This window comes from Corallococcus sp. EGB (assembly GCF_019968905.1).
In the GTDB taxonomy this organism is placed as follows: Bacteria; Myxococcota; Myxococcia; order Myxococcales; family Myxococcaceae; genus Corallococcus.
Genome location: NZ_CP079946.1, coordinates 2,093,226 through 2,108,353, shown reverse-complemented (window position 1 = coordinate 2,108,353; position 15,128 = coordinate 2,093,226). Strand labels below are relative to the sequence as shown.

The following is a 15,128-nucleotide window of genomic DNA, read 5'->3' as shown; positions in this document are numbered from 1 at the left end:
CCAGGGTGTTCTTCGATGTCACTCGAACAGGATTTCATCGTAAAAGCGGATGAACCTGTTCGACCGGGAGAAGCAGCGATGCCAGGAGCGAATGTACGAGCGGAGTCTCCCCTGCCACTCTTTGTCGTGTGCGCGGTCTTCGCCCTCCTTGTGGGCTGCTCGATGGAGTCGCCCCCGGAGCTGGGGGTCGCGCGAGCGGGCGCCGTCGTTCAAGACGCCAACTTCGCGGACTCGGTCTTTGTCAGTGGCCTCCAGGGCCCCACCACCATGACCTTCGCGCCCGACGGGCGCCTGTTCATCTCGGAGAAGAACGGCTCGCTGCGTGTCGCCGTGAACGGCCAGCTTCTGGCAACCCCGTTCATGACGCTCACCGTGGACACCGACAACGAGCGTGGGCTGATGGGCGTCGCGTTCGATCCCAACTTCGACAGCAACCACTATCTCTACGTCTATTACACGTCGGTCGCCGGCAGCATCCACAACCGGGTCAGCCGCTTCACCGCCAACGGCAACGTGGTGGTTCCCGGCAGCGAGCTGGTGCTCGCCGACTTTCCGACGCTCGACGCCGCCAACCACAACGGCGGCGCGGTTCGCTTCGGACTCGACGGCAAGCTCTATGTCTCGGTCGGAGAGAACGCGGTCTCCTCCAACTCGCAGAGCCTGAACACGCCGCTCGGCAAGCTGCTGCGCTTCAACCCGGACGGCAGCATCCCCACGGACAACCCCTTCTATGCGACCGCCACCGGGCTCGCGAAGGCGACCTGGGCGATGGGGCTGCGCAACCCCTTCACCTTCGACGTTCAACCCGGCACGGGAGTCCTGTTCATCAACGACGTGGGCGAAGGCGGCTGGGAGGAGATCAACCGCGGCCAGGCCGGCGCCAACTACGGCTGGCCGATGACGGAGGGCTATTTCACGAACCGCCCGGAGCTCACGCAGCCGTTCTTCGCGTACCCGCACGGCGCTGGCACGGCCGCCGGCAACTGCATCGCGGGCGGTGCCTTCTACAATCCGCCGGTCACGGCGTTTCCCAGCGCGTACGTCGGCCAGTACTTCTTCGCGGACTACACCAACAATTGGATCGCGCGCATCGACCCGAACACCGGTGTGCGTTCGCTGTTCGCGACGGCCGCCGCGGGGCCCGTGGACCTCGATGTCGGGCCCGATGGCGCGCTCTACTACCTGGCGCGCGGCGCGGGCCAGGTGGGTCGCATCGCCTACACGGCTTCACTGCCGCCCACCATCGCGCAGCAACCGGCCAGCACGTTGGTGTCCGTCGGCAATCCGGCGACCTTCACGGTGTCGGCGAGTGGCGAGCCGCCGCTCACCTACCGGTGGCAGCGGAACGGCGTGGACATCGCCGGCGCGACCTCGCCGGGCTACGAGCTGAGCGCCGCGCAGCTCGCCGACAGCGGCGCGCGCTTCCGCGTGGTCGTGACCAACGGGCTGGGCTCGACCACCAGCACCGAGGCCGTGCTGACGGTGACGACCAACAAGCCCCCCGTGGCCACGATCGTGACTCCGGCCGCGGGCGCGACCTACACCGCGGCCACGAACCTGACGTTCTCCGGCTCGGCCAGCGACCAGGAGGATGGCACGCTGCCGCCGAGCGCGATGACCTGGAACATCACCTTCCACCACGACACCCACACGCACCCGGCCATGGCCGACACCACCGGCATCGCGAGCGGGAGCTGGCCCATCCCGAGCGTCGGCGAGAGCTCGGCCAACGTCTGGTATCGCGTGCGGCTCACGGTGCGCGACTCGATTGGCCTCACCCATACGACCTATCGCGACGTCCACCCCGTCACGGTCCCGCTCACGGTGACCAGCGTGCCGAGCGGACTGCAGGTCCTGATGGACGGGCGACCGGTCGCGGCGCCACACGACACGACCGGCGTGGTCGGTGTCGTCCGCTCCGTGGGCGTCGAGTCGCCGCAGTATGCGAACGGAAGGTTCTGGGCGTTCTCGTCGTGGTCGGACGGCGGCGCGCAATCACACACCTTCATCACGCCTGGCAGCGCGGCCACCTACACCGCCCTGTTCACCGAGACCTCGGGCGGAAGCTGCTATCAGATTCAAAGCGAGCGCACCGACAAGTGGCTCACCGTCAACACCGCGGGCAAGGTCGTCGCCGGCAGCACGACGCAAGCAGGGGGACAGGTCTTCCAGCTCGTTCCGAATGGCACCCGGTACAAGCTCAAGGGCTCGGGCGACGCGTTCCTGACGGTGGTGGCGAACCAGCTCACGATGGGCGCCGATTTCACCAGTGGGGAGTCGTTCACCCGGATTGCCTGTGGTTACGGCGGGCGCACTCGCGTCGGATTCCAGTCCTCCACGGGCAGCGCGCCCCATTGGAAGGAGACCGCGGCGGGCGAGCCGATCCAGAGCGGTGACGGCGGCAATGGCGGCGCCTGCAATCCGGCCGATGGCGGTGCCTGGGAGGCCTTCTATCTCGAACCGGTGGCCTGCCCGGGCGACAGCACCGGCCCCGTGTGCGGCAACGGCACTGTCGAGAGCGGCGAGCAATGTGACGATGGCAACACCCAGCCGGGCGATGGTTGCGATGCGACATGCCAGACGGAGGCCAGCGGCAGCGCGGGCTGCTTCCGCATCCAGAGCGAGCGCACCGACAAGTGGCTCACTGTCGATGGCGCGAACAAGGTGGCCGCGCTCGGCACGACGCAGAGCGATGGTGAGGTCTTCGAGCTCGTCACCCACGGCGCGAAATACAAGCTCAGGGGAACGAACGGCGCGTACCTGGCGGTGGTCGCGGATCAGCTCACCGTGAATGCCTCACCCAGCACGGCGGAGTCGTTCACCCGCTACGATTGCGGTGTCCATGGCGGCCGCAATCGCTACGGCTTCGAGTCGTCGACAGGCACCGCGCGCAACTGGAAGGAGGTCACCCCCGGCGCTCCCATCCAGAGCGGCAATGGCGGCAACGCGGGCATCTGCAACCCCGCCGACACCGGCGCGTGGGAGGCCTTCTACCTCGAGCCCGTGACCTGCCCGGTCAGGGGATGATGAGCCGTGTACCGGTCTTCACCCGATCCAAGGCGATGAGCGTGCGGAACGCTCACGGGCTCGGAAGGCGTCCCGAGGTGGGCGCGGAGCATCCTTCATGAGGTCCCCGAGGGCCGTATGCCATTGAGCGCCAGGCGGAGCACCCGGCGCGCGGAGTGCGGGTCGTTTTCGTTGGCGACTGCAATCGCGTTCGCCAGCATCATCAGGTCCTCCGGTGTGGCACCGGAGTGAAGCGCGCCCGCCGAAGACGCCCTGACGACCAGGGCGTTCATCACGTCGAGCAGCATGTCGGTGCAGCAGATGTCCTCGGCGGAGAGGCCCTCCGGGCCGGCCAGCAGCGCGGCGGCAAGCCCTCGGTGGGTCGCGGTGTAGACCGTCACCTCCTCGAGCCACGACGCCAACTCACCGGCGGGATCCTTGCCCGGCTGCGCGGCCGCCCGCGCGCACAGCTGCGCGACGCCATCGCGAAAGATCACTTCCAGCAGTGACTGCCGCGACGGGAAGTGCCGGTGCAGCGTCGCCGAGCCGACCCCCGCCCGCCGTGCAATCTCCTCCAGCGATACCTGCGCGCCATCCCGGGCGACCAGCTCCGCGGCGACCTCGACAATCCGCTCCCGGTTGCGTCGTCCATCCGCTCGCAACGGCTTCCCTTGCTCCACGGCGCGCTTCTCCCCAACAGACGGTTCTTTTGACAAACGGGGGCCTCCCCCATATCTAACCACGAAAATAAACGGTGGGGTCCCCCACTTACCAAGGAGCTGCCGATGCGTCGCACCACTCCCGTTCTCGTCACGGCTGCCACAGGGCGGCAGGGGGGCGCCACCGCCCGGGCACTGTTGGCTGGCGGCCACACGCCGGTCCGCGTGCTGGTGCGCAATCCAGCGGCGGCGAACGCCCAGGCGCTCGCGGCGGCTGGCGCCGAGGTGGTCGTCGGAGACCTCGACGACCCGGCGTCGTTGCGCGCCGCCTGCGCCGGGGCTCGGGCGGTCTTCTCCATGCAGTCACCGATTGCCTCCGAGGCCGGCATCGACTTCAGCAAGGAGCTCCAGCAAGGGAGGAACCTCGTCGAGGCCGCGCTGGCCGAGGGCGTCGACACGTTCGTGCACACGGCGACGTCCGGCGTCGGCGACCACCGCAACGTCGAGGGCTGGGCGGAGGGGCGCTGGAAGTCTCACGAAGTGTACTGGGAGAACAAGCTCGCCACCTGCGACCTCGTACGCACGGCGGGCTTCAAGCACTGGACCCTCATCCTGCCCTCCACCTTCATGGATCACCCGATGCTGGATCCCGCCGGATTCGTCGACGGGCACCGATTGCTCACGGTGGTCAGGACCGACACGCCCATTCCGCTGATCGCCCCAGAGGACATCGGCAAGGCGGCCGCGGCGGCAATCAACGATCCCTCGAAGTTCCATGGAGTGACGCTGCAGCTCGCGGGTGACCTCCTCACGCTTCCCCAAATCGCCGAGGTCCTCTCGCGTGTCGACGGCAAGGAGTACGTCGCCCAGTCCGCCACGATTGAAGAGGCGGTCGCGGCCGGCCTGCATCCCGGCGTAGCGCAAGGCATGACATACATGAACGTCGCCCCGGTCCTGGCGCGGCCCGAAATCGCGCGTTCCTACGGCCTGTCGCCCATGAGCTTCGAGACCTGGGTGCGCCAGCGTCGCGTGACGACCTGAGCACCGTGAGACACCGACAAATGCGTGTCTTTTAATACCCATCTTCCACGTCCCCCGTTTCTCGTGGTCTTGCAAGGATGCCGTGGCGACGGACTCCCCCCGCCCGGCTCGCATCCCCCCCACTGAGAAATGGAGTTCGTGATGAAGCAGCTCCTCTTGAGCATGTTCGGCTTCGCGGGCGTCGTTGGCGCCGCGGGTCTCCCCTCCGTCGCCGAGGCCCAGGTCCCGTCCCCGTCCTGGGTGGCCCAGCTCGGCGCCAACCTGGATGAGCAGGCCACCGCCGTGGCCGTGTCTGGCTCCAGCGTCTACGTGGTGGGTCAGACGACCAGTCAGCTCGGCGCCGACCCGAAGGCCGGCGGTCAGGACGCGTTCATTGCCCGGTATGACACCGCCGGCAACCTCCAGTGGGTCCGCCAGCTCGGCACCACCGGGGCGGACCGCGCCACCGCCGTGACGACCGACGCGGACGGCAACGCATACGTCGCTGGCACCACCTTCGGCGGCTTCGACTTCTACACGAACGCCGGGGGGATGGACTTCTTCATCGCCAAGTACGACGCCGCCGGCAACCGCCTGTGGCTGCGCCAGAACGGCACGCAGATGGATGACTTCGCCACGGGCATCGTCGTCGGCGCGGACGACACCCTCTATTTCACCGGCTACACCGGCGGCAGCTTCACCAACGGCGGTAACCCCGGCAACTACGACATCGTCGCCGCGCTCTACGACACGGGGGGCAACCCGTACTGGCTCCAGCAATACGGCACCGGCAACAGCGACATCGCGCGCGGTATCGCCGTCACGCCGTCGCATGAGGTCTACATCGTCGGGAACACCTTCGGCAGCATCGACGGCACCACCCCGCCGGTGAGCAGCGACATCTTCCTGCTCAAGCTGAACATCCTCGGCGTCCAGCAGTGGGTCCGGCAGATCGACGCGGGCGAGCTCGATGACGCGAAGAGCGTCGCCGTGGGTCCGGACGGCGCCGTCTACATCGCTGGCGATACGTTCGGCAGCCTGGATGGCAACACCAACAACGGCACCATCGACGTGCTGCTCGCCCGCTATGACAGCGCGGGCAACCGCGACTGGAGCCGCCTGTTCGGAGGCGCTCAGCCCGACTACGCGTTTGGCGTCGCCGTCACCTCGGACAATGTCGTGCAGGTGGTCGGCTACACCGGCGGGATCGCCGGCATCCCGTATGCGGGCGCCAGCGATGCCTTCCTCACCCGCTACGACGCGCTCGGCACGCAGCTGGGCACGCAGACCCTGGCCACCCCGCGCCAGGACATCGCTCGCGGCGTGGCCGTGGACGCCGCCGGTAACACCTACGTCACCGGGCAGACGGCTGGCAGCCTCGGCGGCAACACCAGCGCCGGCGGCAACGACGCCTTCCTCGTCCGCTTCTGATTCGACGCGGGAGTCCTGACGACTCCAGGCAGCGCCCTTCCCTGCGGCTCCACGGGGAGGGCGCGTTCGCCTCCCAGCCACACCTGTGGCTGCTCGACCGCATGCGGGCACCTGGAATCGGAACATTGCGTCGGACACGCCAGCGCAGAAGGCTGGCACGCGGCCTGCTCTCCTTGAGGCCCCACGTGGACCTCGCCCTTCGAATCACCGGGCAAGTCACCCAAGCTCAAGGAAGACACCATGGGTCAGGTCGCTACACGGCGAGAGGTCCTGCTACAGGCGCTGGCAGGCTTTGCGCTGGTCCAAACACTCCTGCGGAAGGACGCGCTCGCGGGGCCCGTGCGTAAGGAGGTCCAGGCGTGGCTCACCCGCACGCATCAGCTCTGTTCGGATGTCCATGACCGGAAGTTGGAGCCACGGGAGTGGCAGCAGCAGGTCGAGGCGCTCTTTGCCCGCGTCCCTCTGTCCGAGTTGCTCCGGGCCATCGACGCGGACCGGCTGAAGCCGGGGATCGAGCTGCCGGATGACCGGGCTGGCGCCATGTCCGCGCCGTTGCCCAGGATTGAAGGGCTGCCGCGCGTCTTCGGCACGAAGCTCTTCGGGCTGGCTCAAGGCCGGGCCATCGTGCCTCACGGACATCAGAACATGGTGTCCATGCACGTGGTGCTCGCTGGAGAGTTCCACCTGCGCCACTTCGAACGGGTCGAGAGCCAGCCCGAGCACCTGGTGCTGCGCCCGAGCATCGACCGCGTGTCCGGACCAGGGGATCTCTCCAGCATCTCGGACCAGCACGACAACGTGCATTGGCTGGTGGCCACGAAGGGCCCGGCCTACACCTTCGACCTCATCGTCGACCGGATCGACCCTGCGCTCGGCTTCGCCTGGAAGCTCGACTACGTGGATGTCGACGGCGCAGAGCCCCTCAAGGGAGGACTGCTGCGCGCACGCCGGATCGAATTCGAGGAGGCACTCCGCCGCTACGGGAAGACCTGACACGAGCGTCGAGACGCTCACCCAGCAGGTCATCGATGTCACAGCCATGCCAGGCGCACCATCCACTCCGCCCATTAAAATACATCCACACCCAATCGTCCCAACTGCCCGCCAGGGCGTCTTGGATTGAAGCCACACTGAGAGTAACGTCCTCAATGCCTCTCAACCCAAGGAGCGCCAGATGCTGCGGATGCTTGTTTCCGGAGTCGCCCTGAGTTTTGCCTTCGTGGTGGGAATGGCGGGTTCCGCTTCTCAGCTCACCCCGAGCGAACCCGTATCGAATGAAGTGCTCGTCTCCACCGCCCCCAGCAGCGCGGTTCCGGACGGCATGTCGGAAGAGCCCTCGCGACTGCTCGGCTGCTGCACGGGAGATGGCCTGTTCTGCACCAACACGGCCGCATGTCAGGCCCGCGGGGCCGGCGTCTGCGGCGCACCCTGTAACTAAGCCTCGTCCCGGTTGACGTCACACACAGGCGCTGGACGCACTGGACGTCCAGCGCCTGGTGGGCAATCCCTCACAGCCGGAAGACAAGCACGTCCTGGTTCGCGGGGCTCATCCATACGATGGCGTCGAGGCTGGGGAAGTAGATGGCCCGGCGCCTCGCGATGCCGCTTTGCAAGACGGGCGCGGCGTTGGCGAAGGTCTTCGGACGCAGCGTCGCGGGCGTCGTCTTGAGGTCGAGCTCCAGCCAGCTCATGCCGCTGTTGAGCTTCGTGTACACCCAGTAGACGCCCTCCGTGGGCACGTAGACCATGCCGTGACCGTCGGTTGCGTGATGGGTGTCGGGAAACGACGCGAGCGACAGGCCGCCCTCGTAGTTCCACGTCGAACCCGACGCGAGCACGCTGTGCGTGGCCACGTCGTAGCGCTGCCAGCGGCCGGGCGAGGCATAGTCCCCGGAGCTATTTGGCGGCATGAAGAGGGTCACGACGTCGCCATCCTGCGTGTAGGCAGCGCCTGTCCAATCCCAGCTCCCCCAGCTCGCGCGCGGGGCAAGCCAGGCGTTGGTGCGCAGGTCGTAGTCAGCAGCGAAGGGCCCCCCGGAACCGCAGGAGCCAATCACCAGCTTCGACTCGTGGTCGAGCACCGCGATGACGTCCTCCGTGAGGGCATATTCGTCACCGTTCGCGCGCGGGTGCGTCTTGAGGGTCCACTGGTGGCTCTCGAGCGAGTACCGCCACAGCCGGCGGCAGGCGACCACCAGCTCGTTGCTCTCGGGCACGTAGAGGAAGCCGTCGTAGACGTGCCGCGCCGTGGGGTTGCCCATGGGGTTGCTTTCGGTGCGGTCCCAATAGAGCTCGTCGTAGTACCAGTGGTCGCGCTGCGCCCAGGTGCCCGCGTCGACCTCGGCGCTGTAGGCCGCGGCCGACTCGGGACAGCCCGCGAAGGTGCCTGACTGGCGGTACGCCTGACTCCAGAGCCGGGAGTCGCTCGGCATGTGCTCAATCGACCAGCGCATCGAGTCGAGGTCGAAGCGATAGATGCCGTTGTTGCTCGAGTCGCCATGGCCGCCGCCGTGACGCCACAGCCGGCGACCGGCGAGGTCGAAGGCCGGCGCGTTCCACGCCTCCGTGACGCCGCCCCAGCCCTGGCTGCCGTAATCCCGCCACCCGGGCATGGCGGTCTGCACCTGCGCCGCCAGGACGTCGAGGTTCGTGCCCGCGATGCTCACCCACCGGCCGTGCGGCACCAGCGCCCAGCTCGCTTCGTTCACACGGCCGTCGCTGTCGCGCCCGGGTGTCCACACGTCATTGACGACCGTGCCCACCTCCGTGCCCTGCCCCCAGCCCAGAGAGACGCCCGCGTCGCGCACGCCCGCATCGAAGGAGGAGCCGGCGTCGCGTGTGCCCGCGTCGCTGGAAACGCCCGCGTCGGACGGCGAGACGGACTCCGTACACCCCGAAAGCAGCAGCAGCGCGATGAGCCATCGTGACATGCCGGAGAGTGTAAATGGCTGCGACTGTCCGTCACACACCCCAGCACGGCGGATTGAAAACCCGGGAGTCCCAGGGCCTGCCTATCTCCGCCGGGCCGTCCCCTCGAGGTAGGTCCGGAAGTCGGAACCGGGAGGGGCGATCTCGAACTTGACGTTGAGCGTGCCGCCGGCGTTCAGCCGATACGACAGGCGGAACCGGGGCGTGCCAGGCGCCCCATCGGTGACGAACTCGGCGCTCGCCGGCGAGCCCTCCGCGCGGGCCGAGTACTGGAGGACGTGCCCTTCGTTGTCGAAGTAGCTCGCGCGCACCGCCCCCGGCGCTCCCGAAAAGAGGACCATCAGGTCCTCATGCCGCCCACCCGGCGTGGAGGACTCGTTCCGGCGGAGCAGCACATGCCCCTGCACATCCGGCTGGAACGTGAAGGTTCCCGCGGACGCACCCGGCGTACCGCCGCCCGCCGCGTCCCAGGTCCCCAGCAGGAAGGCGAAGGGCTTCAGGGCCTCGGTCAACTCGGCCGCGGGAGGGACCGCAAGCGGCGGCTCGTGCCGCCGCGGGCCCGTGGCACACGCGGAGAGCGCCTGGAGGAGGGAAGCACCGACGAGGAGGGTTCGAAGAAGGGAGGTCGTCATGGGAGGGCCAGCCTCCTATGAGGTGGCCCATGACGACACCAGGAACCCCGCGCTCAAAAGCGTAGGGCGCGCCGCGCGCCCCTTCCCCACGAGGAAGGGGCACCCGCCGCGAATCACTCCTTGCCGAAGGCCTTGGCGATGAGCTTCTGGACGCTCGACTTCTCGGGCTCGATGGCGATGGCGGGGGCGGGCACGCCCATCGCGGCGCCGAGCGCGGGGCGCAGGCCCGATGCGATGCCCGGCTTGATGTGGTGACGCAGGTCCACCGCCACGTCCGTCTTCACGTGGGTGCCCACGCCCACGGCCGTGTTCACGTCCGCGGAGTGCTTGAGGAAGCCGTTCTCGATGCCGAACTTCCCGCCCGCCTGGGCCGACGCGCCCGCCACCGCGCCCGCGGTGACCGAGCCGTGCACGCGGCCCACGTGGCCGCCCGCCGTGCCGTACACGCCCGCCGTGGCGCCCGCGCCCACCTGGCCGGAGACCATCGCCGTGGCCGTCTTCGGGTCCACCGTGGCCACGGCCTCCGCGAAGGCGGTGGCGGAGGCCTTCGCCTCGCCCTTCACGAAGCCGCCCACGTGCTGGTTGAAGTCGTGGCTCGCGCTCGCCGTGACGCCCACGCCCGTCTCCACCTTGGCCGTCAGCGCGGCGGTGTAGGCGTGCGAGTTCGTGTCGGCCGACACTCCGGCCTGGGCCTGCGCCTTGAAGCTGTTGGCCTCGCCGGTGACCTGCACGCTCGACACGCCCAACCGGCCCGCGTGCGCCTTCTGCATCTCGAAGGAGGCGTTGGGGCCCTGGACCTCGGCCTGGGCCGAGTAGTGGTGCACGCCACCGCCGCTGTGGCTCGTGGTGGAGGCCTGCACCGAGCCCATGTTGGCACTCAGCCGGCCACCGCCGAAGGTGTCCTTCTGGTAGGGCGTGGCCGGCTTGTCGATGAACATGGTCTGCTTCGCGGCCGGGGGCGCCTTGAGCTTGTTGTCACCGCCGCTCACCGACACGTCCGAGCCCTGGCCCGTGGTCGTCTCCCAGGGGGTGTACGAGGGCGCGCCCTCGGGAGCACCCGCGTGCTTCGGCGGCGTCGACGTGGTCGCGGAGGGGGTCGCCGCCGGGGGCTTCGCGGTCGTCGCCGCGGTCGTCGTCGCCGGGGGCTTCGCGGTCATCGTCGCCGGGGGCTTCGCGGCCGTCGTCGAGGCGGGGAGCGTCGACGCGCGCGCCGGCGGCTTGGGCTGAGACGTCGAGGAGGTCGGGAGGGTGGAGGAGCGGGAGGGGGTCGAACCGATGCGACGGGCCATGGCGGGAACCTTAGTAGGGCGAAGGGGGTGGGGGGCAATGATGCTCTGACCAATTGCATCCGCCATGCCCTGCGCCTGTCGAACGGTGGGGCCAAAGCCCGCCCGTGGTTTCAAGGGGTTGGCGGATGCGGCTTCACGGCAGGGGGCAGCGGGCTGATGACTGCCGTCATCAGCCGGAGGACCGCGGTCATCAGGCCAGCAGGTTGGCGATGTCCTTCACGGGCTGCGGAGCGGCCTCGGTGTTGCCCAGCGCGCCCATGACGCCGCCGAAGATCATGCCGGCCGGGTTGGCGCGGCCCTTCGTGATGGAGCCGATGACGCCCTCCGCGGCGCCCTTCAGGGTGTTGAGGTAGCCGGTCGCGGCGCCCTCCAGCACGCCCTTGAAGCCCCCCTCCGAGTTGCCAATCCCGGTCAGGACGTTGCTGACTCCGGGCAGGAACCACAGGGCCTTGCCCGCCTCGCCCGCGAACCACTGGAAGTTGTCCTTGTTGCTGCCGTCCGCCTTGACGTGGGTGTCCTTCGTCGTCGGCAGCTGGTGCTCGCCCAGGGAGGAGTAGCCCTTCTCGGCGAAGTCCTTGAGCATGCCGGCCTCGGTGCCGTGCCGCGCGTCGCCGTCCTTGGTGAGGCCCTCGATGTTGCCGTCGCCCACGCCGTCCTGGACCTTGTTCGAGCGGTCCCCGCCGGTGGAGGCCTTGGCGCTGTCGATGAACTCCAGCACCTTGGCCATGCGGTAGACGGCGTCGGCGTTCTGCTTCGGGTCCTTCAGGTCGAGCTTGGGGTCGACCCCCGTCTGCTTGCACAGCTGATCGAACTTGATGTCCTTCTGGCGGCCCAGCTTCTTGAGCACCGGGGTGTCGTCGACGATCTGCGCCGCGGAGCGGGTGTCACCGGCCGGCCGCCGGTCATTGGCGCTCGGCACGCCGGAGCCGGAGGACTGGGGCGCCGGAGCCGGCGCCTGGAGCGCCGGGGTGCGGGGCTGGTGCCGGTTGATGATGGCGGCGGGCTCGAAGGAGTCCACCATGCTGAAGCCCTGCTCCAGCTTGCCCCGCAGGCCCTGCTGGGGGCTGGCCTGGACGGGCCCCGCGGAGAGCTGCTGCTTCGGGTTGATGGCAGACGCCGGAGCCGCGTTCGGGCGCAGCATGGAGGACGAGAGGGCCGTGGGCTTGATCATGGGAGTCACCTGGGGCTGGGACAGCGTTGCCGGGCCCTGATGCAGCGCGGATGCCAGCCATGTGGCCCCCCCAACCCGCTGATTTCCCTGGGACGGCGGGCTTCCATCAGGTGCCCGGCCGGTGACCCCAGTCACCAGGCGGATGGCGCCAGTCACCAGGGCGTCCGCGCTTGCCGTCCGGCCGCGTTTGCCCGGAAGCTGCCTGGCAATGATGGACCCACGCCTTCCCGCCAGGCTTCTGGAAGACCTGTCCCAGATGCGCAGCACCTCCGGGCCGCGCACGCGCCTCGACATCGACAGGGGCGGTGATGAGAGCGAGGAGCTGCCCGCCGGTCTGGTTCCCTTCGCCCGGGATGGGGGCGGCGGCGTCTGGTACCTCGACGTCGAGGATGACTTGAAGAAGGGCGTGGGGGCCGTCTTCTATCTCCACATGAGCGAAACGTACGGCGACACCCGCTACATCGCGGCCTCCTACGATGAGCTCCTGCAGCGCGTCGCGGAGGGTCTGCATCCGCATGACGTGCCCTCGTTCGATGAGCTCGCGTCGCGGAAGGCGCCGAAGAACGTGCGCGTGCCGGGCATCAAAGGCGAGGTGGACGTCGAGCGTGTCCACGCGAGCACCGGCAGCCCCGCGGTCGTGACCGTGCACGACGACGCGCGCTGCGAGGGAGGCTTCGTGGCCCGGGCGGGCACGTGCGTCTACATGACCGAGGCGGGCCGCATCACGTACGTCACCCTGGCCGAGCGCGCGGTCGTGGACGGCATCTCGTGCGCCGAGGGCACGGCTCTCGCCATTCATCCCGAGACAGGGCGCCCGCTGAAGTTCACCCCCACGGAGCCCGTCGTCGTCGAAGGCCTCCCGCTGGCCCCCTTCCAAGAGGTCTCGGTCTCCCCCGGGGTGAGCGGCGTGCTGGCCCGCGACCACGACGTGGACGGGCTCCCCCTGGCCGGTGGCACCCGGGTAGCGCTGCTCATGGAGAAGATCCACAGCGGCACGCTGCGGGCCGACGCGACCGTGGCGGGGACCGCGCTTCCCGCTGGCACCTGGTTCGAGCTCGTGGCGGACCGTCTCTTCCGCACCCGCCCGCCCGCGGCGTGATGGCCGCGGGCGGAGGCCCCCCTCAGGCGGCGTCTGACTTGGAGCGGTGCTCCTTCATGAAGCGGTGCCGTCCCAGGTAGCGCCCGACGGCCTCCAGCGCCGCCTCGTGGTCCTTCAGCTTGCTCAGGCAGATGGAGCGTTTGCCCTTGAAGAGGCCCTCGCCGGAGACCTGGAGGTCCAGGTACTTCTTGAACATGCGGTCGGCGGTGGTGGCGGAGGCGATCCGGTCGAACTCAATGGGATGCTCCCACTCCGAGCAGCTCACCTGCGCGTAATCCAGCCGCACCTGGTAGCTGGCGTCCTTGCCCTCGAAGGTGAGCGCCGGGAAGTGCTTCTCCACGTGCTGCCGCTCCTCCTCCGTGGACGGCTCGTAGCGGTAGGCGAGCGACAGGTCGTGGGCCTCGGAGAAGCGCTCCTCGTAGACGCCCCACAGCCGCGCCTCGATGGCCTCCGCGTCCACGAAGGCCTCCACCCACGAGGACTCCACGGGCTCCAGGAGCACCTGCGCCATGTCCGCGGGCGTCAGGTGGACGCCCACGTTCTCCATGCGCGCGCCCAGGGGCGGGTGGGAATCGAACGGATGGGGCGTCACGGCGACCTGCAGGTCGTCGTGCACCGCATCGGACTGGGCGTACTCGGAGAAGCCGTGCGCGACCCGCTGCGCGATGGCCACCGACTGGTGCTGCTCGTCCTGGGCGAAGAGCTTCGCCTCCACGCGGTCCCGGAAGCTCGCGTACGCGCCCACCTTCACCAGCGAACGCGCGATGTCCTGCCCCGACGTGACGCCCGCCGCCAGCCGGTCCGCGGCGAGCTCGCTGGCGCGGCGGCTGCGGCCCAGGGAGAGCTCGAAGAGCCCGCGGTAGGCCGCCATGAAATAGAAGACAGGGCGCGTCACCCCGCCCTCGTAGAGCGTCTGCAGGTAGTGGCTGAAGTGCATGAGCATGGGCGCCAGCCGCTTGCCGTGCCCGGTGTCGCCGCCCAGCAGGTGCCCCATCTCGTGCGCCAGGACGGCCTCCGCCTCCGAGCGCTCCAGCAGGCGCAGCAGGGACAGGCTCACGAAGAGCGTGCGGCCGGAGAGGGTGCGCCCGTTCACGCGCACGTCGTTCTCGGTGACGAAGAAGTTGGTGTCGATGCCCGCGAGGATGTGGTCGGGCGGCGACGTCTGGAGCCGCTTGCACAGCCGGCGCACGCAGTCCCACAGCTCCGGGGCGCGTTCCGGAGGGACCTCCTCCGCCTCCACGTCGAAGTCCATGGGCGGGCGGCGGAAGATGGCCACCACCACCGCGAAGATGGCGATCGCCGCCATGATGCCCACACCACCGATGAGCTTCGGGTAGTAGCGCTGGGTCCAGAGCGCGGTCACCCAGAAGGAGAGCCACACCACCAGCACGCCCTGCCCCATCACCTGGAGCGCGCTGGTGATGCGCAGCACGAGCCAGCCCACCACGAAGCTGCCGTACTGGAAGGGGCGCGAGATGAACGCGGCCAGGCCGCACAGGAGCGCGACCAGCGTGGAGGCCAGCCCGAGCCCCAGCAGGCCCCACGAGGCCAGGTGCGCCCACCCGAACTGCTTCATGTCCGAGCACGTGCTGCCCAGGTTCCTGCGGTAGCCCGCCAGCTCCTCGTCCTCGCTCAGACAGGCCGCGGACGCGGGGACCGCGCGGTAGAAGGCGAGCGCCTCCTGGCGGTCCTCCGCGCTCAACTGCGTGTCGAGGCCAATCTGCTTCTCGACGACCTCCAGCACCTGAGCGTCGATGCGGTCGGAGGCGTGACCGGAGAACCAGAGTCCGAACAGCGGCAGGGCGAACAGCAGCAGCGCGGGCAGCACGTAGCTCGGGACGAAACCACGGGATTTTCGAGAGGAGGCCATGGGCACTGGAGAATCAGCAAACC

11 protein-coding genes are annotated in these 15,128 nt (G+C 68.9%); 5 read left to right on the top strand and 6 right to left on the bottom strand.

The window, feature by feature from the left end; translation table 11 throughout:
* Positions 1-15: 15 nt before the first annotated feature.
* A complete protein-coding gene (locus KYK13_RS08790) occupies positions 16-3,027 on the top strand; it encodes a PQQ-dependent sugar dehydrogenase (protein ID WP_223643606.1) in 3,012 nt (1,003 codons plus the stop codon).
* 95 nt (positions 3,028-3,122) lie between these two features.
* Here KYK13_RS08790 and KYK13_RS08785 read toward each other — a convergent pair whose 3' ends face one another.
* Positions 3,123-3,686, bottom strand: a complete 564-nt coding sequence (locus KYK13_RS08785) for a TetR/AcrR family transcriptional regulator (protein WP_223643604.1) — start codon at positions 3,684-3,686, stop codon at positions 3,123-3,125.
* 105 nt (positions 3,687-3,791) lie between these two features.
* Here KYK13_RS08785 and KYK13_RS08780 point away from each other — a divergent pair, with 105 nt between their 5' ends.
* From KYK13_RS08780 to KYK13_RS08770, 3 genes are all read left to right on the top strand, one after another.
* Positions 3,792-4,706 (top strand): NmrA family NAD(P)-binding protein, encoded by a 915-nt coding sequence (locus tag KYK13_RS08780; protein WP_223643602.1) that lies wholly within the window; start codon positions 3,792-3,794, stop codon positions 4,704-4,706.
* Between the two features lie 141 nt (positions 4,707-4,847).
* Entirely contained in the window at positions 4,848-6,116 is a 1,269-nt protein-coding gene (locus tag KYK13_RS08775) for an SBBP repeat-containing protein (protein WP_223643600.1), read from the top strand.
* Between the two features lie 339 nt (positions 6,117-6,455).
* Positions 6,456-7,109 (top strand): hypothetical protein, encoded by a 654-nt coding sequence (locus tag KYK13_RS08770; RefSeq protein WP_223643598.1) that lies wholly within the window; start codon positions 6,456-6,458, stop codon positions 7,107-7,109.
* 515 nt (positions 7,110-7,624) lie between these two features.
* Here KYK13_RS08770 and KYK13_RS08765 read toward each other — a convergent pair.
* The 4 genes from KYK13_RS08765 to KYK13_RS08750 all read right to left on the bottom strand — a co-directional run bounded on the left by KYK13_RS08765 (position 7,625) and on the right by KYK13_RS08750 (position 12,136).
* A complete protein-coding gene (locus KYK13_RS08765) occupies positions 7,625-9,046 on the bottom strand; it encodes a hypothetical protein (RefSeq protein WP_223643596.1) in 1,422 nt (473 codons plus the stop codon).
* An 81-nt stretch (positions 9,047-9,127) separates the two neighbouring features.
* On the bottom strand, positions 9,128-9,676 hold the full coding sequence (locus KYK13_RS08760) for a hypothetical protein (RefSeq protein ID WP_223643593.1): 549 nt from the start codon (positions 9,674-9,676) through the stop codon (positions 9,128-9,130).
* A 113-nt stretch (positions 9,677-9,789) separates the two neighbouring features.
* Positions 9,790-10,965, bottom strand: a complete 1,176-nt coding sequence (locus tag KYK13_RS08755; protein ID WP_223643591.1) for a hypothetical protein — start codon at positions 10,963-10,965, stop codon at positions 9,790-9,792.
* 190 nt (positions 10,966-11,155) lie between these two features.
* Positions 11,156-12,136, bottom strand: coding sequence for a hypothetical protein (locus KYK13_RS08750; RefSeq protein ID WP_223643589.1), 981 nt, complete (start codon positions 12,134-12,136; stop codon positions 11,156-11,158).
* A gap of 256 nt (positions 12,137-12,392) precedes the next feature.
* On the opposite strand from KYK13_RS08750, the gene KYK13_RS08745 reads away from it, so the two are divergent.
* Positions 12,393-13,235, top strand: coding sequence for an SMI1/KNR4 family protein (locus KYK13_RS08745; protein WP_223643587.1), 843 nt, complete (start codon positions 12,393-12,395; stop codon positions 13,233-13,235).
* Positions 13,236-13,257: 22 nt separating this feature from the next.
* On the opposite strand, the gene KYK13_RS08740 is transcribed toward KYK13_RS08745, so the two are convergent.
* Positions 13,258-15,105 carry a M48 family metallopeptidase gene (locus KYK13_RS08740; RefSeq protein ID WP_223643585.1) on the bottom strand — a complete coding sequence of 616 codons (1,848 nt, stop codon included), beginning with the start codon at positions 15,103-15,105 and terminating at the stop codon, positions 13,258-13,260.
* Positions 15,106-15,128: the final 23 nt, after the last annotated feature.